This is a genomic window from Halomonas marinisediminis, from assembly GCF_004347715.1.
Lineage (GTDB): Bacteria > Pseudomonadota > Gammaproteobacteria > Pseudomonadales > Halomonadaceae > Halomonas > Halomonas icarae.
Window position 1 is genome coordinate 78196 of sequence record NZ_SLTR01000011.1, and the last position, 23860, is coordinate 102055.

The 23860-nt window shown below is 65.6% G+C and carries 21 protein-coding genes; 5 read left to right on the forward strand and 16 right to left on the reverse strand.

Translation table 11 applies throughout. The features are described 5' to 3' along the window. The first annotated feature begins 121 nt into the window (after positions 1–121). Both E0702_RS09700 and E0702_RS09705 read left to right on the forward strand, forming a co-directional pair. Entirely contained in the window at positions 122–1720 is a 1599-nt protein-coding gene (locus E0702_RS09700; protein WP_205741917.1) for a cation:proton antiporter family protein, read from the forward strand. Positions 1721–1800: 80 nt separating this feature from the next. After that, positions 1801–2088: a hypothetical protein gene (locus E0702_RS09705; protein ID WP_132043273.1), complete on the forward strand. Its 288-nt coding sequence runs from the start codon at positions 1801–1803 to the stop codon at positions 2086–2088. Positions 2089–2153: 65 nt separating this feature from the next. On the opposite strand, the gene pepN is transcribed toward E0702_RS09705, so the two are convergent. The 4 genes from pepN to E0702_RS09725 all read right to left on the reverse strand — a co-directional run bounded on the left by pepN (position 2154) and on the right by E0702_RS09725 (position 6345). Further along, positions 2154–4787, reverse strand: a complete 2634-nt coding sequence (pepN, locus tag E0702_RS09710) for an aminopeptidase N (protein WP_132043275.1) — start codon at positions 4785–4787, stop codon at positions 2154–2156. A 66-nt stretch (positions 4788–4853) separates the two neighbouring features. Then, the gene (locus E0702_RS09715) at positions 4854–5225 is read right to left on the reverse strand and encodes a YbaN family protein (RefSeq protein ID WP_132043277.1); all 372 of its coding nucleotides are present in this window, start codon (positions 5223–5225) and stop codon (positions 4854–4856) included. A gap of 104 nt (positions 5226–5329) precedes the next feature. Beyond that, the gene (locus E0702_RS09720) at positions 5330–5815 is read right to left on the reverse strand and encodes a YajQ family cyclic di-GMP-binding protein (protein WP_132043279.1); all 486 of its coding nucleotides are present in this window, start codon (positions 5813–5815) and stop codon (positions 5330–5332) included. Positions 5816–5853: 38 nt separating this feature from the next. Continuing rightward, complete coding sequence (locus tag E0702_RS09725) at positions 5854–6345, reverse strand: GNAT family N-acetyltransferase (RefSeq protein WP_132043281.1); 492 nt, start codon at positions 6343–6345, stop codon at positions 5854–5856. Positions 6346–6515: 170 nt separating this feature from the next. Between E0702_RS09725 and E0702_RS09730 the strand changes: the two genes are divergently transcribed. Then, on the forward strand, positions 6516–8012 hold the full coding sequence (locus tag E0702_RS09730; RefSeq protein ID WP_132043283.1) for a RimK family protein: 1497 nt from the start codon (positions 6516–6518) through the stop codon (positions 8010–8012). Positions 8013–8078: 66 nt separating this feature from the next. After that, the gene (gene cobO, locus E0702_RS09735) at positions 8079–8678 is read left to right on the forward strand and encodes a cob(I)yrinic acid a,c-diamide adenosyltransferase (RefSeq protein ID WP_132043285.1); all 600 of its coding nucleotides are present in this window, start codon (positions 8079–8081) and stop codon (positions 8676–8678) included. A 77-nt stretch (positions 8679–8755) separates the two neighbouring features. Here cobO and E0702_RS09740 read toward each other — a convergent pair whose 3' ends face one another. The 11 genes from E0702_RS09740 to E0702_RS09790 form a co-directional block, all read right to left on the reverse strand. Beyond that, entirely contained in the window at positions 8756–10051 is a 1296-nt protein-coding gene (locus tag E0702_RS09740) for an adenylosuccinate synthase (RefSeq protein ID WP_132043287.1), read from the reverse strand. Between the two features lie 61 nt (positions 10052–10112). Continuing rightward, positions 10113–11288: an ATP phosphoribosyltransferase regulatory subunit gene (locus E0702_RS09745; protein ID WP_132043289.1), complete on the reverse strand. Its 1176-nt coding sequence runs from the start codon at positions 11286–11288 to the stop codon at positions 10113–10115. A gap of 201 nt (positions 11289–11489) precedes the next feature. After that, on the reverse strand, positions 11490–12374 hold the full coding sequence (gene hflC / locus E0702_RS09750) for a protease modulator HflC (protein ID WP_132043291.1): 885 nt from the start codon (positions 12372–12374) through the stop codon (positions 11490–11492). Continuing rightward, positions 12375–13610, reverse strand: coding sequence for an FtsH protease activity modulator HflK (gene hflK, locus E0702_RS09755; protein ID WP_132043293.1), 1236 nt, complete (start codon positions 13608–13610; stop codon positions 12375–12377). 84 nt (positions 13611–13694) lie between these two features. Then, positions 13695–15017: a ribosome rescue GTPase HflX gene (gene hflX / locus E0702_RS09760; RefSeq protein WP_132043295.1), complete on the reverse strand. Its 1323-nt coding sequence runs from the start codon at positions 15015–15017 to the stop codon at positions 13695–13697. 8 nt (positions 15018–15025) lie between these two features. Continuing rightward, positions 15026–15274, reverse strand: a complete 249-nt coding sequence (gene hfq, locus E0702_RS09765) for an RNA chaperone Hfq (RefSeq protein WP_132043297.1) — start codon at positions 15272–15274, stop codon at positions 15026–15028. 100 nt (positions 15275–15374) lie between these two features. Next, entirely contained in the window at positions 15375–16313 is a 939-nt protein-coding gene (gene miaA, locus E0702_RS09770; RefSeq protein ID WP_132043299.1) for a tRNA (adenosine(37)-N6)-dimethylallyltransferase MiaA, read from the reverse strand. A gap of 4 nt (positions 16314–16317) precedes the next feature. After that, positions 16318–18252 (reverse strand): DNA mismatch repair endonuclease MutL, encoded by a 1935-nt coding sequence (gene mutL / locus E0702_RS09775; protein ID WP_132043301.1) that lies wholly within the window; start codon positions 18250–18252, stop codon positions 16318–16320. A gap of 33 nt (positions 18253–18285) precedes the next feature. After that, the gene (locus E0702_RS09780) at positions 18286–19734 is read right to left on the reverse strand and encodes an N-acetylmuramoyl-L-alanine amidase (protein WP_132043303.1); all 1449 of its coding nucleotides are present in this window, start codon (positions 19732–19734) and stop codon (positions 18286–18288) included. Next, on the reverse strand, positions 19734–20240 hold the full coding sequence (gene tsaE, locus E0702_RS09785) for a tRNA (adenosine(37)-N6)-threonylcarbamoyltransferase complex ATPase subunit type 1 TsaE (protein ID WP_132043305.1): 507 nt from the start codon (positions 20238–20240) through the stop codon (positions 19734–19736). The genes E0702_RS09780 and tsaE overlap by 1 nt, the downstream gene beginning before the upstream one ends. A 17-nt stretch (positions 20241–20257) precedes the next feature. Further along, the gene (locus E0702_RS09790) at positions 20258–21796 is read right to left on the reverse strand and encodes an NAD(P)H-hydrate dehydratase (RefSeq protein WP_132043307.1); all 1539 of its coding nucleotides are present in this window, start codon (positions 21794–21796) and stop codon (positions 20258–20260) included. Between the two features lie 126 nt (positions 21797–21922). On the opposite strand from E0702_RS09790, the gene queG reads away from it, so the two are divergent. Continuing rightward, complete coding sequence (gene queG, locus E0702_RS09795) at positions 21923–23026, forward strand: tRNA epoxyqueuosine(34) reductase QueG (protein ID WP_132043309.1); 1104 nt, start codon at positions 21923–21925, stop codon at positions 23024–23026. Positions 23027–23224: 198 nt separating this feature from the next. On the opposite strand, the gene orn is transcribed toward queG, so the two are convergent. Next, positions 23225–23830 (reverse strand): oligoribonuclease, encoded by a 606-nt coding sequence (gene orn, locus E0702_RS09800; RefSeq protein ID WP_132043311.1) that lies wholly within the window; start codon positions 23828–23830, stop codon positions 23225–23227. Positions 23831–23860: the final 30 nt, after the last annotated feature.

Consider the following 23860-nt stretch of genomic DNA (forward strand, 5'->3'; position numbering starts at 1 on the left):
CACCCAGCGCTTTCGGCGGCGGACAGGCCGCATCACTCGACCCCGCCACGAAGTCGTGCCATTCCTCGACCGTCTTCCGTAGACTATCGTCAACGCGTGACTGAACGAACACGGAGCGTGCATGATCGAACCGGCCTTTCTTCTCGCCGCCTTCCTGGGCGGCGTTGCCGCCCTGGCCATTCGGCTACCACCGCTGGTCGGCTTCCTTGCCGCCGGCTTCGTGCTCAACGCGATAGGCTACGACAAGACCCCCTTGCTCGCGCTGGTTTCCGAGGTTGGCGTCACCCTGCTGCTGTTCACCATTGGCCTGAAGCTCGACGTACGCACCCTGCTGCGCCGTGAGGTCTGGGGCGGGACCAGCCTGCACATGCTCGGCTCATCGCTGCTGTTCTGCGGGTTGCTGGTCGGGCTCAAGGGGCTCGGCCTGTCGCTGCTGGTCGATAGTCAGTGGCATACGCTGCTGCTCCTGGGCTTCGCCTTCTCCTTCTCCAGTACGGTCTTCGTGATCAAGGTACTGGAGAAGCGCAGCGAGACGCAGACCGCCTATGGCCGACTGGCCATCGGTGTGCTGATCATGCAGGACATCTTCGCCGTGCTGTTCATCACCGCCTCAACCGGCAAGCTGCCTAGCCCCTGGGCGCTGGGTCTGGTGCTGCTGATTCCGCTGGCCCCCTTGCTGCGCCAGTTGCTGGATCGACTGGGCCACGGCGAGATGCAGATCCTGTTCGGCATGCTGCTGGCCCTGGTACTGGGTTATGCGCTGTTCGAGGCGCTGGGCGTCAAGGGGGATCTCGGCGCGCTGATTATCGGCCTGCTGCTGGCTCCCCACCCAGCCGCCCAGACCCTTTCGCGCTCGATGTTCAATATCAAGGAGTTGCTGCTGGTCGGCTTCTTCCTGAGCATCGGCCTCACCGCCATGCCGAACGCCAGCCACGTCCAGATGGCGCTGCTGCTGGTCGCTCTGTTGCCACTCAAGAGTCTGCTCTATCTGCTGGTGTTCATGCGCTTTCCGATGCGTAACCGCACCGCGGTCCTGGCCACCCTGAGCCTCTCCAACTACTCCGAGTTCGGGTTGATCGTCGGAGCCATCGCGGTATCAGGCGGCCTGCTCGACGAAAACTGGCTGGTCGTCATCTCGCTGGCGGTCGCCCTCAGCTTCGGTCTCTCCTCAATGCTCAACGCCGTCAGCGAGGGCATCTACCGCTGGCTGGAGCCGCGCCTGCCCGAGCGTGACCCAAGCCAGTTGTATCTCAGCGACCGGCCCATCGAGGTCGGTGATGCCGAAGCGGTAGTGCTGGGCATGGGCCGGATCGGGCGCAGCGTCTATCGCCGCCTGCAGAAGCAGTATGGCCTGCGTGTACTCGGCATCGACAGCAACCCGGCCAGCGTCAAGATGCTGGTCGAGCGTGGGTTCAATATCGTTGAGGGCGATGCCCTGGACTCCGACTTCTGGGACAAGCTGCTGATGTCTCCCGACGTGCGCATGGTGGTGCTGTCGATGCCTCACCATGCCGGTAATCTCTTCGCCCTCAAGCAGCTGCGCTCACGCCAGTTCGATGGCAGGATCACCGCCGTGGTCGAGTTCCCCGAGGAGATCGAACCCATTCGTGAGCTGGGCGCCAGCGCCGTCTTTCATGTTTATGACAAGGCCGGCCGGGCCCTGGCGGACAGCGCCGCCGAGGAGTCGGGGATCGAGCCGATCTCAAGCCAGCTTGGATGAGACACCATGCATGCCGTTGATGACAACCGTCGCCGGCATGCTACCTTTGGCACCTTACCGAACCACGAGGGAACCTGAACATGGAAGAGTTCTTCGCCTGGATCGGCCGCACCCTCGGCGAAGTCATCCGCTTCGTCGTCGACCTGCTGACCGGTTTCTTCGCCAACCTCGGCGCCTCCGCAAGGAGCTTCCTGCAGGAACTGGCCGGCTCGCTTGGAATCTCCACATCGATCGTCAGTCTGCTGATCCTGGTGGTGGGCCTGTGGATGCTGTGGAAGGCCTTCCGTGCCCTGACCCGCCGGGCCATCGTCGCCACCCTGGTCTGGCTATTGCTGGGCTTCGCCGTGTTGAGCTGGCTGATCTACTGACTCCCTGCAACGTAAAAGCGCCGCCCTGAAGGGCGGCGCTTTCCGTTGGTGAAGCGGGCGGATGATCAGGCCAGGGCCTTTTCCACCACCTCATAGACGTTGGGCGAGAGCTTCTCGGCACGGATGCGCTCGAGCTCCCCCTTCATCAATGCCTGACGCTGCTCGTCGAAGCGCGCCCAACGTGTCAGCGGGATAATCAGGCGAGCCGCGATCTCCGGGTTCAGACGATCTAGCTCGATCACGGTGTCGGTCAACAGGCGATAGCCCTCCCCGTCCAGACGGTGGAAATTGATGCGATTCTGACCGACGAAGGTGCCGATCAGGGCACGCACCTTGTTGGGGTTCTTCAGCGAGAAGGCGGGGTGCTCCATCAGGAAGCGGACGCGCTCGAGCACGTCGGGCTGTGGGCGACCGACCTGGATGGCGAACCACTGATCCATCACCAGCGGGTCATGCGCCCAGCGCTCACCGAAGGCCTTGAGCGCCGGCTCGCTGAGCTCATCGCGGCTGCTGTGGGTCAGCAGGGTCAGGGCATGACGCACATCGGTCATGTTGTGATCGGCCTCGAATTGTTCACGGGCCAGCACCACGCCCTCCTCGTCCTCGATCGCCATCAGGTAGGCGAGCGCCACGTTCTTCAGGCTGCGTCGGGCGATCTGCTCGGGTGTCGGCGCATAGGGCTCATCGAGCTGGTTCTCGCGGTAGACGCGCAGGAAGTCGTCGCGCAGGGAGGCCGCCAGCCCCTGGCGCATGAACTCCCGCGCCGCATGGATGGCGTCGACATCCACCAGCGGCTGCTGCTCGGCGATATAGGCCTCGCTGGGCAGGACAAGCATCTCGGCCAGCACCGCACGATCCTCGGGCTCCCCCTCGAGCAACCCGCGGAAGGCCTCGACGACCCGCGAATCCATCACCTTCTCGACCCCGTTGCGGTGGGCGGCGATCAGGTCGTCCAGGGCCAGCATGGCCAGGCGTTGACCGGCCTCCCAGCGGTTGAAGCCATCCGAGTCGTTGGCCAGCAGGAAGGCCAGATCCTCGCGGCCATAAGGGAATCGCAGCTTCACCGGCGCCGAGAAGCCGCGCAGCAGCGACGGCACCGGGGCCTCTGAGACATCGGTGAACACGAGCTCCTGCTCCGCCTCGCACAGGTGGATGACGGCGTCACTGCCAAGCGCTTCACCATCCAGTGTCAGCGGCAGGTCACGGCCGCTCTTGGTACCCACCAGCCCCAGACGGATCGGAATATGCAGCGGCAGCTTGTGGGGCTGGCCGGGGGTGGCTGGCGTGCGCTGGCGCAGGATCAGTCGATACTCGCATTTGGCATAGTCATACTCGCCGAAGGCGTCGATCTCCGGCGTACCGGCCTGGGAGTACCAGCGCATGAACTGGGAGAGATCCAGGCCCGAGGCTTCGGCCATGCACTCCACGAAGTCCTCGATGGTCACCGCCTGGCCATCGAACCGCTCGAAGTAGCGATCACTGCCCCGGCGGAAGGCCTCCTCGCCCACCAGGTTGGCCAGCATGCGCACCACCTCGGCGCCCTTCTCGTAGATGGTCAGGGTGTAGAAGTTGCCGATCTCGATATAGTGATCAGGGCGCACCGGGTGCGCGGTAGGCCCGGCATCCTCGGCGAACTGGGCGGTGCGGAAGAAGGCAACATCCTCGATGCGCTTGACCGCCGGGGAGTTGGTATCGGCCGAGAAGCACTGATCACGGAATACCGTGAAACCCTCCTTGAGAGAGAGCTGGAACCAGTCGCGGCAGGTCACCCGGTTGCCCGACCAGTTATGGAAGTACTCATGGGCGACGATGCTCTCGACCCGCTGGAAGGCGGTATCGGTGGCGGTCTGAGAATGGGTCAGCACCGCCGCGGAGTTGAAGATATTGAGCCCCTTGTTCTCCATGGCGCCCATATTGAAGTCATTGACCGCCACGATCATGAACAGGTCGAGGTCATACTCGCGACCATAGGCCTGTTCGTCCCAGCGCATGGCGCGCTTGAGCGAGGCCATGGCATGGTCGGTCTTGTCGAGGTTCTCCTCCTCGACCCAGATCTGCAGAGCCACCTCGCGGCCACTCATGGTGGTGAAGTCATCCTCGACCTTCTTCAGGTCGCCGGCCACCAGGGCGAACAGATAGCTGGGCTTGGGATGGGGGTCCTGCCAGGTGACGAAATGCCGGCCACCCGGCAGGCTACCCCGCTCCGCCGCATTGCCGTTGGAGAGCAGTACCGGCTCACGCTCGTCATCACCGATCACGGTGGTGGAGAAGGTCGCCATGACATCCGGGCGATCCGGATAGTAGGTAATTCGCCGGAAGCCTTCAGCCTCGCACTGGGTGCAGTACATGCCATTCGAGAGATAGAGCCCCTCCAGGGCGGTATTAGCCTCGGGGGCGATCTCCACCTCGGTATCCAGGAGAAAGGCCTCGGGCACTCGGTGCACCGTCAGGCTGCTGTCGCCCACCGCATACTCGTCAGCCTCCAACGGCTCGCCATCGACGGCAATCGCCTTGAGGACGAGGCCTTCGCCGTCGAGTACCAGCGGCTCGCCCGCCTCACGCTCCGGATGGCGCTCCAGATGCAGGCGCGCCTTGACTCGCGTGGCACCGGGGTCGAGATCAAAGGTGAGGTCGGTATGGGTAACGCGGTAGGCCGGGGGGCAGTAGTCGCTCAGGTAGGTCGCCTGGGGGTCGGACATGCGTGATGCTCCTGTCGAGAATTGCGACCATTGTACGGCGCCTCGCCCGCCGAGCTCAAAGCACCCTCACAACGCCGGCTCGGGACGCGTGACGATCCAGGCGCCGAGCAGCGTCAGCCCGGCGATCAGGGCAAGCTTGAGCCATAGCAGGCTGACGGTCAGCGCCAGCACCAGCATGGAGAGGACCAGCATGCCGGCGGCCAGCCACTTGGCGTGACGCGGAATGGCCCGCTCGCCCTCCCAGGCCACCACGGCTGGTCCGAAGCGGGGATGCTCACGTATCCAGCCGGCCAGGCGTGGCGAGCTTCTCGATGCCGCCCACACCGCCAGCAGCAGAAAGCAGGTGGTGGGCATCAGCGGGAGGAACATGCCGACAATACCCAGCACGAGGCTGATGCCGGCGATCGCTATCAAGACAAGGCGCTTCAACTCTGACATCCCGCGCTCCTTTCCCGTTGATACTGGTATTGAAGCGCAGCCTGCCCCGGCACGCCAATCAGAGGTGACCATGGTGACCTTGGACGAGCAGGTGCCGGATGGCGTCAGTCGCGAAAGTTATCGAACTGCAGCGGCAGATCGGGGCCCTGCTCGCCTCGCAGCAGCGCCATCACCGCCTGAAGATCATCGCGCTTCTTGCCGGTGACACGCACCTTCTCGCCCTGAATCTGTGCCTGCACCTTGAGCTTGGACTCCTTGATGCGCTTGACGATGTCCTTGGCCTCCTTCTGGTCGAGGCCCTGCTTGAGCTGCGCCTCCTGACGAGCACGCACACCGGAAAGCACCGGCTCCTGAACGTCGAGGCAGCGGGCATCGATACCGCGGGCGATCAGCTTGTTGCGCAGCACGTCGAGCATCTGCTTGAGCTGGAAGTCGACTTCAGCCTCGAGGCTAACGCTGTCACCCTCGAGGCTGAAACTGGCATCGACGCCCTTGAAGTCGAAGCGCGTCTGGATTTCGCGATTGGCCTGGTCGACGGCATTGCTGGCCTCGTGCTTGTCAAACTCGGAGACGATATCGAAGGAAGGCATGGCGGCTCCTGGCAAAGGGGATAGAAGCGGGGATTCTATCAGCCCTCTTCTTTTAGTACCTCCGTCTCCAGCGACTTCAGCATCTGCCAGGCAGCGCAACCATCCTCGTAGTACCCTGGCAGGCAGCGCTCGAGCCGAAACCCCATGCGCCGGTACAGAGCCTTCGCCACACCATTATCGGCGCGTACCTCCAACCCCAGGCGGGTGCAGCCTCGCGAGCGGGCTGCCCCCTCCAGAGTCTCGAGAAGTTGACGCCCCAGGCCGGAGCCACGGGACTCGGGGTGTACGCAGAAGGAATATAGCCGGGCTCGGGAACTGCCGAGGCGGAACAGCAGGGTACCGTAGCCCAGCAATTTCGCCGGCATAGGCGCCTCGGCGTCGCACTCCAGCGCCCACGTCTCGGCATGAGCGCGATTGAGTAGGTACCAGAGCTGGCGACGGTTGAAGCAATCACCGGTGAAGGCGCTCTGCTCCAGGCGAAAGAGAGCGTTGAGGTCATCGCCAGTGGCCCGACGCAGCTGAATGGTCATGAGGCTCTCCAGAAGACAGTTGGATGATTCTGAGCTCGCTTTAGGGTCACTGTCAGCGCCACGCCAACATGAAATCTTTTCAATCAGCCTCCACCTTGTCGTGCCCAAGAGCCAGGTGCATCCTGACCACTGTCCGGTCCCCAGCGGCCGCCCCTTGCCTGGTAGCCCCCATGTGCCCCTTGCGAATCGTTGTCGACCGCCTCGCCGACTGGCAGCCCTACTATCCTAGTGACGATCTGATCAGCGCCGAGGACTACCTGTCGCTGGACCAGCGCCAGCGTGATGCCGCCGAAACAGAGCGAACCACCCACGTGATCAACCTGTGTGGTGAGCTCGACTACCTGGGCACCGGTTACTACGTCTCGCTGCTAGCACAGGCTCGCGGCCAGCGAGTATTGCCTACGGTGGAGACGCTCAACGAACTGTCGCGCAAGGCGCTGATCGACCTGCAGCTTGATACGCTGGCACCGCTGCTCGGTCAACTAGATCGGCGCGGCCAACTGGCAGGCGATGCCGTGACCCTGCGCGTATTGTTCGGCGAATGCCATCAGCCCGGTCTCGAACGCCTGGCACGCAAGCTCTTCGAGCGCCTGCCCTGCCCACTACTGGAGGCCAGGCTAGTGCGTCGCCACGAGCAATGGCGGCTTTCCCGCCTCAGGCCGCTACGCCTGCGCGACCTGGCCATGGAAGAGCAGGACCTCTTCGCCCGTGCCCTCAACCGTCATTCACGCCAGATATGGCGAACACCGCGCGCCAGGCGTCGTTACCGCTTCGACCTGGCGATGCTGATCGATCCCGAGGAAGCGTTGCCCCCCAGCAACCGCAGCGCCCTCAAGGCCTTTATCCGCGCTGGACGTCGGCTCGGTATCGATGTCTCGCTGATCACCCGGCGCGATGCCGGACGTCTCGCCGAGTTTGACGCCCTGTTCATTCGTGAAACCACCGCACTTGACCATCATACCTATCGCATGGCGCGGCGCGCCGAGCACCAAGGGCTGGTGGTGCTCGACTCACCACGGGATATCCTGCGCTGTACCAACAAGGTCTACCTGCACGCCCTGCTCCGAGCCCGCGGGGTGCCGGCACCGGAAGGTGCTCTGCTCAAGCGAGGCGATCGCCGTCCGTTGGCCGAACGCCTCGCCAATCTTGCCTTCCCACTGGTGCTCAAGGTGCCTGATGGCTCGTTCTCCCGGGGAGTGGTCAAGGTCAGCGACCTGCAGCAACTGGAGCTCGAGGCGAGCCGTCTGTTCAAAGACTCGGCCCTGCTGCTGCTCCAGGAGTGGCTACCCACCGAATACGACTGGCGGATCGGTGTGCTCGATGGTCAGGTACTCTTTGCCAGTCGCTACTACATGGCCCGCGGACACTGGCAGATCTACGATCACTCTGCAGCCGGAGTGAGGAGCGGCGGCTTCACCACCCATGCCCCCGAGGAGGTCCCCCCCGCGGTAATCAAGGCGGCCCTCAAGGCGTGCCGCCTGATTGGCGATGGTCTCTATGGGGTTGATCTCAAGCAGGCTGGTGAGCGTGTGGTGGTGATCGAGGTCAATGACAATCCCAATATCGATGCCGGTATCGAGGACGCCGTGCTCGGCCGTGGCCTCTATGAGCGCATCATGGGCGTGTTCCTGTCACGCATGGAGGCGCTGGTACACCGGGAAGGCTGACGCCTTGCCATGGCTCGCGTATGCTATGACGCACCTTGACAAGCCTTGTACAGAATTGGAGCCCCGATGAGCGATCGCGATACCCGCCACAAGCAGTCGATGCAGAAACTCAAGAGCCACGTCGACGACAAGGTCGCCGCCGCCACCGAGCAGCGCGGCCTGATGATGGTCTTCACCGGCAACGGCAAGGGCAAGACCACCGCTGCCTGGGGCACCGTCACCCGTGCCCTGGGCTATGGCTACCGAGTCGGGGTGATCCAGTTCATCAAGGGCCAGTGGGAGTGTGGCGAGCGCGAGCGACTGATCGAGGACCCCAACCTCGAGGTCGCCATCATGGGCACCGGCTTCACCTGGGAGACCCAGAACCGCGAGACGGATACCACCGCCTGCCGTGAAGTATGGGTCGAGGCGGAGCGCATGCTGGCCGACCCCGAGGTCTATCTGGTCGTGCTCGACGAGATCACCTACATGCTCAAGTTCGGCTACCTGGATATCGAGACCGTCAGGCGTGCCATCGAGAACCGCCCCGCCGAGCAGAGCGTGATCATCACCGGTCGCAATGCTCACCGCGACCTGCTGGCCATGGCCGATACCGTCACCGAGATGCAGGAGGTGCGCCACGCCTTCAACGCGGGGGTGCAGGCACGCCGCGGCATCGACTACTGAGCCGACTAAACAAGCCGCTGAAAACGCAGAAGGCCCCGCACAAGCGGGGCCTTCTGCATATCGCCGCGGCGTGTCGCTCAGTCGTCGAACGGATTGCGCAGCACGATGGTCTCGTTGCGGTCGGGACCGGTAGAGATGATATCGATGCTGACCCCGGTCTTCTCCTCGAGGTAGCTGATATAGGCGCGCGCGTTGGCCGGCAGGTCCTCCACGCGCTTGGCGCCCAGGGTCGACTCGCTCCAGCCCGGCAGGTCCTCGTAGATGGGCTCCACGGCCTCGTAGCCCTCGGAGTCCACCGGGTTATCCAACAGCTCACCATCCTTGCTGCGATAGCCGACACAGACGCGGATGTTTTCCAGACCGTCGAGGACGTCGAGCTTGGTCAGGCAGATCCCCGAGACGGAGTTGACCTGTACGGCATGGCGAAGTGCCACGGCGTCGAACCAGCCGCAACGGCGGGCGCGTCCGGTGGTGGCGCCGAATTCGTGGCCCTTCTCGGCCAGATGGCGACCATGGTCGTCGAACAGCTCGGTGGGGAACGGGCCGGAACCGACACGGGTGGTATAGGCCTTGGTGATGCCCAGCACGTAGTCCAGATAGAGCGGACCGACGCCGGAACCGGTGGCGGTTCCCCCCGCGGTAGTGTTGGAGCTGGTCACGTAGGGGTAGGTGCCGTGGTCGATATCGAGCAGCGAGCCCTGGGCCCCCTCGAAGAGGATATTCTCGCGCTCACGACGCACGCCATGCACCAGGCTGACGGTATCGGTCACCATCGGACGCAGCTCTTCGGCCATCTGCATGGCGCTGTCGAGCACTTCCTGGAAGTCCACCGCCGGCTCGCCGTGATACTGGGTCAGCACGAAGTTATGGTAATCCAGCACCTCGCCGAGCTTGGCGGCAAAGCGCTCGCGATGGAGCATGTCGCCCAGTCTCAGGCCACGACGCGCCACCTTGTCCTCATAGGCCGGACCGATGCCACGCCCGGTGGTGCCGATCTTGGCGATGCCACGGGCCTTCTCGCGGGCCTGATCGAGGCGCACATGATAGGGCAGGATCAGCGGGCAGGCCGGCGACAGACGCAGACGATCGCGTACCGGCACGCCCTTCTCTTCCAGCTTGCGGATCTCGGAGATCAGTGCCTCAGGTGACAGCACCACGCCGTTGCCGATGACGCACATCTTGCCGGGCCACAGGATGCCGGAAGGGATCAGGTGGAGAACGGTCTTCTCGCCATCGATCACCAGCGTGTGGCCGGCGTTGTGACCGCCCTGGAAACGCACCACGGTGGAAGCGGATTCGGTGAGCAGGTCGACGACCTTGCCCTTGCCCTCATCACCCCACTGGGTGCCCAATACGACTACATTCTTGCCCATTGCTCTCTCGTCTCTCGTTGCCGCGCGGCGGCGGGCCGTCGCGCCAAGGTGGTAACCCAGTCTACAGTGTCACGGCTTGCCAGTGGCCATCATCGAGCACCAGCTGACGATCGCAGCGGTGTTCTGTGGGCCCGGTACGTTGTCCCGGCAGCGCCTGCACCACACGCTCGCCTCGAGCGCGCAGCGCCATCACGGCGTCTACCAGTCCCTCTCCCTCGGCCGGCGCCCAGATGCCATCACGGGGCGGTTCGGCGGGCGACAGCGTGGCCAGCTGCTTGAGGTCCATGGAGAAGCCGGTCGCGGGGCGAGCCCGGCCAAAGGCACGCCCGGTGTCATCATAGCGCCCACCCTTGGCCAGCGGTTGCCCGTAACCGGGCACATAGGCGGCAAACAACATGCCGGTATGGTAGGCATAGCCGCGCAGCTCCCCCAGGTCGAGGTAGAGCGATACCCCGGGGTGGGCGGCCTGTACACCGCTCAACAGGGCACGCAGCTGCTCCAGGGCGGCAGTGACGGCGGCAGGTGCCTCGGCGAAGGCTTCCTGAGCCTCGTCGAGCACCTCAACGCCACCATGCAGGCGGCCCAGCGCCATGAACATCTCGGCCAGGCCAGGATCGCCGACACTCGCCTCGACCTGGGCGGCCAGCTCGCCTGGTGACTTCCGCTCCAGGGCCGCGAACATGGCGCGCTCGGCATCCCCCTCGAGACCGGACGCTTCCACCAGACTACGGTAGATGCCGATGTGGCCCAGCGCCAGGTGAATCTCGCGGGCGCCGGCGGCGCTCAGCGAGGCCAGGGCCAGGTTGAGGATCTCCAGGTCGGCCTCGCGACCGGCGTGGCCGAACAGCTCCACCCCGACCTGCACGGGACTGCGACCGCACTGATGCTGGTCGGGCGTGGCGCGCAGCACGTTGGTGCAGTAGCAGAGTCGCACCGGCCCCTGGCGCTTGAGGGAGTGGGCATCCATGCGCGCCACCTGGGGGGTGACGTCGGCGCTGATGCCCATCATGCGGCCGGTGAGCTGGTCGGTCAGCTTGACGGTCTGTAGGGCCAGATCGGAGCCGGTACCGGTAAGCAGGGAGTCGAGAAACTCTGCGATAGGCGGCATCACCTGGTCGTAGCCCCAGCGGTGATAGAGGTCGAGCAACCCTCGGCGCAGCTCTTCCATGCGGCTTGCCTGGGGCGGCAGCACTTCGTCCATGCCGTCGGGCAGCAGCCAGCGGTCAGCGATGGTCATGTCAATCATCCTGCAAGGCAATGAATGGCCGTGTTGGAGACACTGCCGAGAGCTCGGCGAGCGTCTGACTGATGTCAGGGCTTGCGGTCAGGGCTTGCGATAGACGGCCACAAAAAAACCGGGCCACGCCCGGTTACAGGAGTCTATCACGTTTGGGCCCGGGATGAACCCCGACCGGACCCGCAGGCCCGGTCGGTCGTTCTACTCCGCGCCGGATGGCGTGGGGCTCTTCAGGTACTGGAAGAAGTCGCTGGAGGGGTCGAGGACCAGCATGTTGCCATCACTGGCGAAGCTGTCGCGATAGGCGTTCAGGCTGCGCCAGAAGGTGAAGAACTCCTCATCCTTGCCATAGGCCTCGGCGAAGATGGCTGCCGCCTCGGCATCGCCCTCACCCCTCAGGGTCTCGGCGCGCTCATTGGCCTGGGCCAGCAGCACCTGGCGCCGACGATCGGCATTGGCACGAATACGCTCGGCCTCCTCCTGACCCTGGGCACGCCACTCGCGGGCCTCACGCTCACGCTCGGAGCGCATCCGCTCGTAGACCGCCGAGGAGACATCCTCGGGAAGATCGATGCGCTTGACCCGGATATCCCGAATGGCCACCCCCAGCTCGTCGCGCAGCAGTGCGTCGAGCTCCTCGGTCGGCCCTGTCATCAGATCATCGCGACGCTCGGCGATGATCTCCTGCAGGTCGAGACGGCCGAAGGCGTTACGCAGGCTCTCGTCGACCCGCGGCTGGATCAGGCGACTGGCCATCAGCTCGTCGCCGGCCGTGGCCTCATAGTACTGGGTCGGATTGACCACCTGCCACTTGACGTAGGAGTCGACGATCACCGCCTTCTGCTCCAGGGTCAGGTAACGGCTGGGATCGGTATCCAGGGTCAGCAGCCGGGTATCGAAGGTACGCACCGTCTGGGTGATCGGCATCTTGAAGTGCAGTCCGGGCTGGATGTCCTCCTCGATGATCTCACCGAAGCGCAGCTTGACCGCACGCTCGGTCTCGTCGACCACATACAGGCTGTTGCTGGCCAACCAGGCGATGGCCGCCAGGCCGCCGACAATGAGCAGGGAACGATTATTGATCATTTAGCGGCCCTCCCTGCGGATACCACCGGTGTTGCTGCTGTTGCTGGTGTTGCTGGAAGATGACGCGGCGCCCTGCGAGCTCCGCAGGCGCTCCAGCACTCGCGGATCGAGCTCACCCTGTTCGCCCTGCGGCTCTGCGCTGCGGGGGCCGCTCTTGCCCATCTGATCCAGGGGCAGATACATCAGCGGCGAGTCATCGGCGACATCCACCATCACCTTCGGTGTGCTGCCGAAGACCTCGCTGATGGCATCCAGGTAGAGGCGCTCACGCATGATCGAGGGCGCCTCCTCATACTGGCCCAGCAGGGCGTTGAAACGGCTCGCCTGACCTCGCGCCTCGGCGACCACCGATTCGCGATAGCCCTGGCCCTGCTCGACGATACGCTGCGCCTGACCCTGGGCCTCGGGGATGATGGCGTTGGCGTAGGCCATGCCCTGGTTGATGGTGCGCTGACGATCCTCACGGGCCCGGATGACGTCATCGAAGGCATCGATGACCTGATCAGGCGCCGAGGTCGACTCGATGTTGATGGTCTGCAGACGGATACCGGTACCGTAGATGTCCTGATAGGACTGCAGGCGACTGGCCACCGAGCTGCCGAGAATCTCACGCCCAGAGGTCAGGATATCGATCATGTCGGTGCCACCGACCACGTGGCGCAGGGCACTGTCGAGCGCATTCTCGATGGAGAGCTGCGGGTTGCGCACGTTAAGCACGAAGTCACGCGGATCGGCGACCTGGTACTGAGCCGAGATCTCGACCTCGACGATGTTCTCGTCGCGGGTCAGCATCGACTGGGTCTGGGTCAGCGAGCGCACGCGGGTCACATTGACCATGCGCACGTCGTCGATCAGCGGCGGGTTCCACTGCAGACCCGGGGTGACCACTTCCTGGAACTTGCCGAAGCGCAGCACCACGCCCCGCTCGGACTGGTCGACCAGATAGAAGCCCGACGCCGCCCAGATGGCCAGGGCAACCAGCAGCAGCAGACCCGGCAGGGTGAAGGCATTGCGTGGCTTGCCACCGCCGCCCTTGCTCCCGGAACCGCCCTTCTTGCCACCGCGGCCACCCAGCATGCCGTTAAGCTTGTCCTGAAACTTCTTCAGGGCCTCATCCAGATCCGGCGGCTGGTTGCCACCGCCCTTGCCACCGCCGCCGTTTCCACCGCCACGGCGACCGCCCCCACTCCAGGGGTCGTGCTGGTTGCCACCACCACCAGGCTCATTCCAGGCCATAGGTCTTCTCCACTATGCGTTGCTGCCCCGACCGGAAGTGCCGGCGGGGGCCTCGGTTGCGATCCTGTCTTGTGCTTGTCCCGCCTACGGGGATTCTTCCCACGCCTCACGCTCGCTTAGTGACGCCGGCAGGTAGTCATCGGCCCGCTCACCGAGCCGCGCCATCAGCTGCAGGAAGTCGCGGCGCGGCAGACGTACCTGCAGGCGCGTCTGGCCCTCTTCACAGAAGCTCTCTTCACGAACCGCACCCAGCTCGTGCAGGCCGGCACGCAGCCGCCCCTGCTCGGGCTCGAGGGTCAGCGTGAAGTCGATGACATCCTCGGCCAGACACTCCGAGAGCGCCTGCTCCAGCAGCTCGATGCCTCTGCCTTCCCGGGCCGATAGCCAGACCACCTCGGGGCGCCCCTCGCCATCACGCTCGATGCGCGGCGCGCTATCGAGCAGATCGATCTTGTTCATCACCCTGAGCGTCGGCACCTCCAGGGCACCAATCTCGTCGAGCACCGTCTCGACCTGCTCGACGTTGAGCTCACGGTCGGGATCGGCGGCATCGATGACGTGCACCAGCAGGCTGGCCTCGGCGGCTTCCTGGAGGGTCGCCTGGAAGGCCTCCACCAGCTTGTGCGGCAGATGGCGGATGAAACCGACGGTATCGGCCATCACCACCGGCCCCACATCCTCGATCCCCAGTCGCCGCAGCGTCGGGTCGAGGGTAGCGAAGAGCTGGTCGGCCGCATAGACCTGCGACTCGGTAATCGAATTGAACAGCGTCGACTTGCCGGCGTTGGTGTACCCCACCAACGAGACGCTGGGGATCTCGGCACGGGCCCGCGAGCGACGGTTCTGATCCCGCTGGCCGCGCACCTTGTCGAGGCGCTTGTGGATCGACTTGATGCGACCACGCAGCAGCCGTCGGTCGGTCTCCAGCTGGGTCTCACCCGGGCCGCGCAGACCGATACCGCCCTTCTGGCGTTCCAGGTGGGTCCAGCCCCGCACCAGGCGGGTCGACATGTACTCCAGCTGAGCCAGCTCGACCTGCAGCTTGCCCTCGTGAGTCCGCGCCCGCTGGGCGAAGATGTCGAGAATCAGGCCGGTACGGTCGAGCACGCGACACTTGAGCTCACGCTCGAGGTTGCGCTCCTGGGAGGGGCTCAGGCCGTGGTTGAAGATCACCAGTTCGGCCGAGTGAACGGCGAGTGCTTCGCGCAGTTCCTCGAGCTTGCCCGAGCCGACGAAGGTGCGCGAATCGGGACGCTTGCGACTGCCGGTCAGCAGGGTCGCCGGCTCGGCGCCGGCAGAGCGCACGAGTTCCAGGAACTCTCCCGGATCCTCGCGCTCTTGCTCATCCTGAAAGTCGACATGGACGAGTACCGCCGTCTCACCGGCGTCGGGGCGTTCAAAAAACAATCACTACCTCACTCATCATCCTGCGCGGCGGCAGGGTCCTGGGCCGGAAGACGCACGTTGCGCGACGGCACCACGGTGGAAATGGCATGCTTGTAGACCATCTGGCTGACGGTATTACGCAGCAGGATCACGAACTGGTCGAAGGACTCGATCTGGCCCTGCAGCTTGATGCCGTTGACCAGGAAGATCGATACCGGGATACGCTCCTTGCGCAGGATGTTCAGGTACGGATCTTGAAGCGACTGCCCTTTTGACATTTTACTCTCCCTGGATGTGTCTCTGGAGTTGGGTTGTTGGGGTGTTATGGGGCCTTTTCAAGCGGCCCGGCCAGCGGCCAGCGGAAATCGGTATCTTACGCTAAGTGCCGAAATGGCGCACGAGTTTCAGCACCTCTGCCAGGGGGGCGCCCTCCAGGGTATCCACCCAGTGCAGTGCCTCCCAGCTGCGCATCCAGGTCAGCTGCCGCTTGGCCAGCTGCCGAGTCGCCACGATACCGCGCTGTTCGAGACCCGCACGATCGACCTCACCGTCGAGATACTCCCAGACCTGACGGTAGCCGACGCTCTTCATCGAGGGCAGCGTCGGGGTCAGGTCTCCTCGTGAACGCAGACCGGCGACCTCATCGATCAGCCCGCCCTCGAGCATGGCGGCAAAGCGCGTGGCGATACGCTCATGAAGCACCTGCCGTTGACCGGGGGCGAGCCCTATCGACAGCGTGCGCCAGGGAAAGGTTTCAGGACGCTGTTCGGCCCACAGCTCGCTAAGCGTGCGACCACTGAGTCGAAACACCTCCAGGGCGCGCAACAGCCGCTGGGGATCGTTGGGGTGAATCCGCGCCGCGGCGCCCGGATCGACGCGTTCTAGCTCCATATGCAGCGCGGCCAGGCCGCGCTGCTCGAGCTCGGCCTGAAGCTCGGCACGTGTCCCCGGGTCGGAGCTCGGCAGGTTGGCCACACCATGCAGCAGCTGGCGGAGGTACATCATGGTACCGCCCACCAGCAGCGGCACACGGCCACGGGCCGTGATCTCACGCATCTGGCGCAGGGCATCCTCACGAAACTCCGCCGCCGAGTAGGGCTCGGCCGGATCGCGAATATCGATCAGGCGGTGCGGCGCCCGAGCCAGCTCCTGCGCCGTGGGCTTGGCACTGCCGATATCCAGGCCACGGTAGACCATGGTGGAGTCGACACTGATCAGCTCCACACCGAGGCGCTCATGAAGCTCGATGGCAAGATCGGTCTTGCCGGCGGCGGTGGGGCCCACCAGCAGAATGGCGGGCGGACGCTTATCGATCATGGGTCTACTGCCCCCGCATAAAGAGGCGGTCGAGCTGCTTCATGCTCATCTCGGTCCAGGTGGGACGCCCATGATTGCACTGACCACTTCGCTCGGTGCGCTCCATGTCGCGCAGCAGGGCATTCATCTCCGCCAGGGTCAGGCGGCGGTTGGCGCGCACGCTGCCGTGGCAGGCCATGGTGGAGAGCAGCTCGTTGATATGCGCCTCGAGGTGGTCGGAACGTCCGTAGCGCTCCAGGTCGGCGAGCATCTGGCGAATCAGCGGCTCCACATCGGCATCGGCCAGCAGCACCGGTACCTGCCGTACCAGCAGGGTCTCGGGCCCGGCGACATCGAGCTCGACCCCCAGGCGGGCAAAGGCCTCCTGCTCACCCTCGGCGGTGGCCACCTCGGCGGGACTCGCCGCAAGCGATACCGGCACCAGCAGTGGCTGGGCCTCGAGTCGCCCCCCGTGGACCTGGGTCTTCATGCGCTCGTAGACGATGCGTTCATGGGCGGCATGCATATCCACCAGGATCAGGCCACGCTCACTCTGGGAGAGAATATAGACACCGTGCAGCTGGGCCACGGCGAAGCCCAGCGGCGGGGCCCGGGTATCATCCTGCTCGGGCAGCGGCTCGGGACGCGGGGCTTGTGTCGCCTGGTGCTCCGCCAGGGCCAGGCCCGCTGCACCACCTCCGGCACCGGGCGCGGCCGGCTGCGGCGTCAGCAGCGCCTCCTCGTGATCCGGGTGCAGGCGACGATAACCCTCCATGAAGGCCCTGACCCGATCCGGTGTGACCCGCTCGCCCTCGTCGCGCTCGGGCAGCGACATCGGCTGCTGCTGCCAGCGCCCGGCGGGCTCGGCCACCTGGCGAGACACGGCGTCCGCTTCGTTGCGCTCGCTCTCCTCCTCGCCAGGCTCCTCCTCCGCCTGGCCGCCGGCACGCGCCTCGCCGAGCGCCCGGTGCAGACTGGAGAACAGGAAGTCGTGGACCAGGCGACCGTCGCGGAAGCGCACCTCATGCTTGGTGGGATGAACATTGACGTCGACCACCGTCGGATCGACCTCGAGATAGAGCACGAACACCGGATGGCGGCCGTTGAAGAGCACGTCGCGGTAGGCCTGGCGCACCGCATGGGCCACCAGGCGGTCGCGCACCACACGACCATTGACGAAGAAGTACTGCTGATCGGCCTGGGCACGAGAGTGGGTGGGCAGACCCACCCAGCCCCACAGCCGCAGCCCGGAGGCCTCGATATTCAGATGCAGGGCATGCTCGAGAAACGCCTTGCCAAGCAGCGCGGCGATGCGCCGCTCGCGACTGGTCGGATCCTCCCCCGCCCGCAGCTGATGAACGGTCTTGTGGTTATGACGCAGGGTCCAGCCGATGTCATAGCGCGACAGCGCCTGGCGGCGGAAGGCCTCCTCGACATGACCGAACTCGGTCTTCTCCTTGCGCAGGAACTTGCGCCTGGCCGGGGTGTTGAAGAACAGGTCACGCACCGTCACCGAGGTGCCGCGGGGGTGCGGCGCCGGCGAGACCCGCGGCTCCATGTTGCGCCCCTCGGCCACCACCCGCCATCCGGCGGTGGGGTCATCACCGGGGTTGGAGACCAGCTCCAGACGCGATACCGAACTGATCGAGGCCAGCGCCTCGCCGCGAAAGCCCAGGCTCGCCACACCCTCGAGCTCCTCCAGGGAGGCGATCTTGCTGGTGGCGTGGCGCGACAGTGCCAGCGGCAGGTCATCCTCACCGATGCCGCTGCCATCGTCGCGCACCCGGATCAGTCGGGCACCACCGGCCTCCAGCTCCACCTCGATGCGCGAGCTGCCGGCATCGATGGCGTTCTCGAGCAGCTCCTTGACCACCGAGGCGGGGCGCTCGACCACCTCGCCGGCGGCGATCTGGTTGGCCAGGCGTGGGTCAAGGGTTCGAATGCGACGTTGTTCTGACATATCACTCCACGAAACGAAAGCCGCAAGCCGAGCTTATGAGCGGGGGATGCGCAGCACCTGGCCGACCCGGATCACATCGCCATTGAGCTCGTTGGCCTGCTTGAGGCGGCGCACCGGCACATCATGGCGGGAGGCGATCTCGGAGAGAGTATCACCCGGTTGGATGCGATACTCGTTGCCGGCGGTGCTTCGCCCGTTGTCACGCTGCCAGGCCAGCAGGCTGGCCGGGGGCGGATTGGTGCGGAAATGCTCCTCCACGCCGGCGAAGATGGCCTGGGCCATCTTCTCCTGATGGGCAGGGTCGAGCAGGCGACGCTCCTCCTGGGGGTTGGAGATAAAGCCGGTCTCGACCAGCAGCGACGGGATATCCGGCGACTTGAGCACCACGAAACCGGCCTGTTCCACTCGCGGCTTGTGCAGACGGTTGACGCGCCCCATGCGATCCAGCACTCGTCCGCCTATGGAGAGGGAGTCGTTGAGGGTCGCGGTCATGGTCAGGTCGAGCAGCACGCCGCGCAGCACCTCGTCCTTGTCCTTGAGCGAGAGGTTGCCATCCACACCGCCTATCAGGTCGGCCTTGTTCTCACTCGCGGCCAGCCACTGGGCGGTCTCGGAGGTGGCGCCACGCTGGGAGAGCGCAAAGACCGAACTGCCGTTGGGTCGCGGACTATGGAAGGCATCGGCATGGATGGAGACGAAGAAGTCTGCCTTCTGCTCACGTGCGATATGGGTGCGCTGGCGCAACCCCACGTAGTAATCGCTGTCGCGGATCATCACCGCACGGAACCCCTCGGCGGCATTGACGCGCTGCTGGAGGCGCTTGGCGATCTGCAACACTACGTCCTTCTCGCGGGTACCCGAGGGGCCGATGGCGCCAGGATCCTCGCCGCCATGGCCGGCGTCGATGGCGATGATGATATCGCGCTTGGGATGGGGCTGAGCCGGCTGGACCACCGCCTCGGGCTCGGGCACCACGGCCCTGCCGCCGAGGTCGACCTGGGCCTGGGCGCGCTTGGCGGCGATCTCCTGCTCGCGGATCATCGCCTCGATGGGATCGATGGGATCCTCCACGGCGCTCTCGCCGGGGTACTCCAGATCCACCACCAGTCGATGTCCATACTGATTGTTTGGGGCAAGGACAAAGTGGCGCGGCGCCACCTCGCGCTCCAGGTCCAGCACCACCCGTAGATCGCTCCCTTCGCGAACGCCGGAGCGGATACGACTGATGGCGCTGCCGGTCAGATCGAGCCCGTCGAGGTCAGCCCGCATGCGGCTATCGTCCAGATCGATCACCAGCCGCCGCGGGTTATCGAGGGAGAACACCTTGGCCTGGGTCGGTGAGGCCAGGTCGAAGACCAGGCGCGCATGATCCGGCGCCGCCCACAGCCGCAGGTTCTCCACCTCGCCGGCTTCAACCGCGGCAAGGGGGGCCATCATCGACAGGCTCAGCGCCAGCAGGCGATGCAGGATGGCTGGTCTCATCAGGAGGCCCCCTCCCCGGGCTTGGCCGTGCGATACCACTCGGTGACGGCGGGCATGGCGGCCAGACGAGCCAGGGCCGCTTCGCCATGGGCACTGTGGGCCTCAAGTACCGCCTCACGGCCCTCTCCCACCACGTCAAGCTCGATGCGCAGATCGGGACCGGGCAACCAGCCCTCACCCCGAACCGGCCACTCGATCAGACTCAAGGCATCATCCCCCAGCAGGTCTCGGCCGCCGATGAACTCGAGCTCCTCGGGGTCCCCCAGTCGGTAGAGGTCGAAGTGGTAGACCCGCTTGCCATCGAGCTCGTAGGGCTCCACCAGGGTATAGGTCGGACTCTTCACCGCGCCGCGATGACCATAGGCACGCAATACGCCGCGGGCCAGGGTCGTCTTGCCGGCACCCAGCTCGCCGACGAGATAGACCCGCCCACGCCCCTCCAAGGCACGCCCCAGGCACTCTCCCAGGCCCACCTGGCACGCTTCATCATCGAGTCGCAGCCGCATCGTCCTCGCCCTTGCCATTACACGTCGCCATCACACTCGGTCGAGTTGACCAGAATTCGCGCATAGGATGCCAGATCACCGGCCAGCAGACCACGCTCTCCGGCGTCGGCCGCGGCCAGATCCGCGGCCCTGGCGTGGACCAGCACCCCCAGTCGGGCGGCGATCTCCAACGGCACCCTCTGGGCCAGCAGGGCACCGAGCATCCCGGAGAGCACATCCCCCATGCCACCGCTGGCCATGCCGGGATTGCCGAAGGGGCAGACCGCAACCCCCTCGGGGCCCGCGATCAGGCTGCCCGCCCCCTTGAGAACCACCACCCCGCCGAAACGCTCGCGCAGGGCCACCACGGCCGCACGGCGGTCCGCCTCGATCTCGGCCACACGCCAGCCCAGCAGGCGCGCCGCCTCCCCGGGGTGGGGGGTCAGGATCCAGTTGTCGCGGGGCGCCATGCCCTCCTCCGCTCCGGCGAAGTAGGCGGCCAGCAGGTTGAGTCCATCGGCATCCACCACCAGCGGCTTGTCGGTCTCGAGTGCCGCCTGCAGCACACCCTGGCCCCAGCTGCCCTGCCCCAGGCCAGGCCCCACCACCAGCACATCGGCCTGGGCGGGCAGCTGGCCGAGATCGGTGGCGCCACGAATGCCATGGGCCATCACCTCGGGACGACGCACCAGGCTGGCGGCAACATGCGCCGGCGCGGTAGCCAGGCTGATCTTGCCGGCCCCGAGCCGTGCACAGGCCTCGGCGGCCAGCAGCGCCGCGCCCCCGAAACCGGGCGCGCCCCCCAGCACCAGCGCATGGCCACAGTCGCCCTTGTGGGCAGTACGGCGCCGCGCCGGCAGCCAGGCAGCCGCCAGCCGCTTGTCGAGCAGGTGCGCTGCCGGCACCAGGTCCGTCGCGGCCAGGCCCTCCACCCCCAGATCCCGAAAGCAGAGTTCGCCGACATGCTCCGCCGCCGCACCGATATGCAGGCCCAGCTTGTCGCCGATAAAGGTCACGGTGGTAGTCGCCAGCACCGCGTCGCCGAGCACCGCACCGGTATCGGCGTGCAGCCCCGAGGGAATATCGATGGCCAGCACCGGCCTGCCACTGGCATTGACCGCCGCGATCGCCTCACGAAAGGCACCGCGCACCTCGCCGGCAAGCCCGGTCCCCAGCAGGGCATCGACCATCAACTCCCCGGCGAGCCTCATGCCGGGCGTCCAGGGTTCGGCGCCCGCGCCGGCCGCCGTGGCCATCTCGGCGGCCAGGCGGGCATCGCCATTTAACTCAGCGACGGGCCTGAGCAGAACTCGCTGCACCGTGAGCCCCTCGGCGGCGGCCAGGGCGGCCAGCACATGGCCATCGCCGCCATTGTTGCCCCCTCCACACAGCACCGTAAGCGAACGAACCTCGGGCCAGCGCTGCCTGAGAACCTGCCAGGCCGCGGCACTGGCTCGCTGCATCAGGGCGAAGCCCGCGATGCCACCGGCAATGGTGCGTCGGTCCAGTTCACGCACCTGGTCGGCAAGGTAGAGCGGGTGCAGTCCTGACCCGGGCCCCTGGCTGGCATCGGTCATGCGGTGTCTCCCCGGTGGCAATGCTTTATCATGGCAGTGGTTCGATAAACGACCTTATCGAACAGTGTAAAGCCTTCGCGGCCCGCGCCAAGTAACGCGGGCCCCCTGCACGGTGTTTTCGCGATCATGTCCTCCTCGTCTCTACACGACGACGCCCCCGACCCGCACGCCCTGGCCCAGCGTATCAAGGCCTGGGGAAACGAGCTCGGCTTCCAGCAGCTTGGCATTACCGATATCGATCTCAGCGAGGATGAGGCGCGTCTGGAGCGTTGGCTGGCGGCTGGCCGGCATGGCGAGATGGGCTTCATGGCCAAGCACGGCACCAAGCGCACGCGCCCCGACGAGCTGGTGCCCGGCACCGTGAGGGTGATCAGTGTGCGCCTGGACTATCTGCCCGCCGAGATCGAGACCCTCACCACCCTGGCGAGTCCGCAGACGGCCTATGTGTCGCGCTACGCCACCGGCCGCGACTATCACAAGCTGATGCGCAAGCGCCTGGCGACCCTGGCCAAGTGGATCGAGGCCGAGGTGGGCCCCTTCGGCTACCGTGCCTTCGTCGACTCGGCGCCGGTCATGGAGCGCGCCCTGGCGCGCAAGGCGGGCCTCGGCTGGGTCGGCAAGAATGCCATGCTGATCAACCCCCGGGCCGGCTCGCTGTTCTTTCTGGGCGAGCTGTATACCGACCTGCCGCTGCCGGCGGATGAGCCCTTTGCCGGCGAGCACTGTGGCAGCTGCAGCGCCTGCCGCACCGCCTGTCCCACCGGCGCCATCGTCGAGGACCGGGTGGTCGACGCCCGGGCCTGCATCTCCTACCTGACCATCGAGCTGTTCGGTGCCATCCCAGAGCACTACCGCGTGGCCATGGGCAACCGAGTGTTCGGCTGTGACGACTGCCAGCTGGTCTGTCCCTTCACGCGCTTTACCACGCCCACTGCCGAGACGGACTTCTCGCCGCGCCACGACCTCGACCGCGCCAGCCTGCTCTCGCTATTCGCCTGGGGTGAGGAGGAGTTTCTGGAGAAGACCGCCGGCAGCCCGATCCGCCGCATCGGCTACGAGCGCTGGCTGCGCAACCTCGCCGTGGGGCTTGGCAACGCCCCCTGGAGCGAGGCCACCGAGGCGGCGCTGAGAGCACGCCTGCCCTACCCCTCCGACCTCGTCCGCGAGCATGTGCGCTGGGCCCTCGCCCGCCAGCGGGAAAAACGCCGGCAGCTGATTGCGACCAGTTGAACACTACCCCTGGAGTCGCTATATGCCGGCGACTTAGCCCTTTTGGAGGCAACAGGTACTGCCCAAGTGAGCGGCGCCGGGGACAGGGCTGTAGGGGGTCCGAAGACCAGGGATGGCTGAGGTAGCGCCCAGGGATGGGTTCACAGCGCCCCCGACCAGGCCTGTCGCCGGAAAAGCCGCGCCTTATTCTCCAGTCGCCTACTCCTCCTCGTCGCTGTGCTGTCCCGGCAGGCGCAGAAAAGTATTGCGATAGTGGGCAAGCTCGGCGATGGACTCCTTGATGTCATCCATGGCCAGGTGCACATTGCGCTTGCTGAAGCCCGCCAGGGCGCCGGGATTCCAGCGCTTGGCCAGCTCCTTGAGGGTGGAGACATCGAGGTTGCGGTAGTGGAAGAAGGCCAGCAGCTCCGGCATCTCACGCTCAAGGAAGCGACGATCCTGATGGATGCTGTTGCCGCACATCGGCGAGCTGCCGGGCTCGACATGCTCCTGCAGGAACGCCAGGGTGCGCCGCTCGGCCTCGGCGGTATCCACATCGCTCGCCTGCACGCGCGCGGTAAGCCCCGATTCACCGTGGGTTCGGGTACACCACGCATCCATCCCCTCGAGCAGGCTATCCGGCTGCTTGACCGCGATCACCGGCCCTTCGGCAACAACATTGAGCTCGGCATCGGTGACCAGGGTGGCCACCTCGATGATCCGCTCCCTGTTCGGGTCGAGGCCGGTCATCTCCAGGTCGATCCAGACCAGACGCTGGCTGCGGGGGTTCTGCTTGTCGTCTTTCACTGACGCGTTCGTGCTCATGGAAACACCTTCTCCTGCGGGGGCCGACTC

Coding starts and splice junctions, on each gene's coding strand:
- E0702_RS09700 (WP_205741917.1), top strand. CDS start 122: ATGATCGAACCGGCCTTTCTTCTCGCCGCCTTCCTGGGCGGCGTTGCC.
- E0702_RS09705 (WP_132043273.1), top strand. CDS start 1,801: ATGGAAGAGTTCTTCGCCTGGATCGGCCGCACCCTCGGCGAAGTCATC.
- pepN (WP_132043275.1), bottom strand. CDS start 4,787: ATGTCCGACCCCCAGGCGACCTACCTGAGCGACTACTGCCCCCCGGCC.
- E0702_RS09715 (WP_132043277.1), bottom strand. CDS start 5,225: ATGTCAGAGTTGAAGCGCCTTGTCTTGATAGCGATCGCCGGCATCAGC.
- E0702_RS09720 (WP_132043279.1), bottom strand. CDS start 5,815: ATGCCTTCCTTCGATATCGTCTCCGAGTTTGACAAGCACGAGGCCAGC.
- E0702_RS09725 (WP_132043281.1), bottom strand. CDS start 6,345: ATGACCATTCAGCTGCGTCGGGCCACTGGCGATGACCTCAACGCTCTC.
- E0702_RS09730 (WP_132043283.1), top strand. CDS start 6,516: ATGTGCCCCTTGCGAATCGTTGTCGACCGCCTCGCCGACTGGCAGCCC.
- cobO (WP_132043285.1), top strand. CDS start 8,079: ATGAGCGATCGCGATACCCGCCACAAGCAGTCGATGCAGAAACTCAAG.
- E0702_RS09740 (WP_132043287.1), bottom strand. CDS start 10,051: ATGGGCAAGAATGTAGTCGTATTGGGCACCCAGTGGGGTGATGAGGGC.
- E0702_RS09745 (WP_132043289.1), bottom strand. CDS start 11,288: ATGACCATCGCTGACCGCTGGCTGCTGCCCGACGGCATGGACGAAGTG.
- hflC (WP_132043291.1), bottom strand. CDS start 12,374: ATGATCAATAATCGTTCCCTGCTCATTGTCGGCGGCCTGGCGGCCATC.
- hflK (WP_132043293.1), bottom strand. CDS start 13,610: ATGGCCTGGAATGAGCCTGGTGGTGGTGGCAACCAGCACGACCCCTGG.
- hfq (WP_132043297.1), bottom strand. CDS start 15,274: ATGTCAAAAGGGCAGTCGCTTCAAGATCCGTACCTGAACATCCTGCGC.
- miaA (WP_132043299.1), bottom strand. CDS start 16,313: ATGATCGATAAGCGTCCGCCCGCCATTCTGCTGGTGGGCCCCACCGCC.
- mutL (WP_132043301.1), bottom strand. CDS start 18,252: ATGTCAGAACAACGTCGCATTCGAACCCTTGACCCACGCCTGGCCAAC.
- E0702_RS09780 (WP_132043303.1), bottom strand. CDS start 19,734: ATGAGACCAGCCATCCTGCATCGCCTGCTGGCGCTGAGCCTGTCGATG.
- tsaE (WP_132043305.1), bottom strand. CDS start 20,240: ATGCGGCTGCGACTCGATGATGAAGCGTGCCAGGTGGGCCTGGGAGAG.
- E0702_RS09790 (WP_132043307.1), bottom strand. CDS start 21,796: ATGACCGATGCCAGCCAGGGGCCCGGGTCAGGACTGCACCCGCTCTAC.
- queG (WP_132043309.1), top strand. CDS start 21,923: ATGTCCTCCTCGTCTCTACACGACGACGCCCCCGACCCGCACGCCCTG.
- orn (WP_132043311.1), bottom strand. CDS start 23,830: ATGAGCACGAACGCGTCAGTGAAAGACGACAAGCAGAACCCCCGCAGC.